Origin of the sequence: Blautia hominis (assembly GCA_002270465.1) — a bacterium.
In the GTDB taxonomy this organism is placed as follows: domain Bacteria; phylum Bacillota; class Clostridia; order Lachnospirales; family Lachnospiraceae; genus Blautia; species Blautia hominis.
The window spans coordinates 1-381 of the sequence record NQOF01000029.1; the positions used below are offsets into that span (position 1 = coordinate 1).

Annotated in this window: 2 rRNA genes; both read right to left on the reverse strand. The window is 53.5% G+C overall.

Features of this window, described 5'->3' with window-relative positions:
• A 5S ribosomal RNA gene (gene rrf, locus CI595_RS25785) occupies positions 1-115 on the reverse strand; the annotation flags it as partial.
• 188 nt (positions 116-303) lie between these two features.
• A 16S ribosomal RNA gene (locus CI595_RS25790) occupies positions 304-381 on the reverse strand; the annotation flags it as partial.

Sequence of the window (381 nt, forward strand, 5' to 3'; positions counted from 1 at the left end):
CGGCAGCCACCTGCTTTCCCATGCCGTCTCCAGCATAGTATCATCGGCCTCCCAGGTCTTAACCATCGTGTTCGGGATGGGTACGGGTGTGACCCCTGGGCGTATCGCCACCGGAAATATTCGGTTACTAAGTAAGTGCACAAACGGATTCATCAGTGTGTGGGAAGCTTGCTTCCCTAAGCACTTATGGATTCGTTTGTATAAGCGGCGCAGACGCGACCGAAGGGCTTGCCCTGAGGTGCACTTGCGTGCCTTCTTGGTAACTCAACAGTGAAACACAATACTCTACTTCTTCTTCCTTAGAAAGGAGGTGATCCAGCCGCACCTTCCGATACGGCTACCTTGTTACGACTTCACCCCAGTTATCGGTCCCGCCTTCGG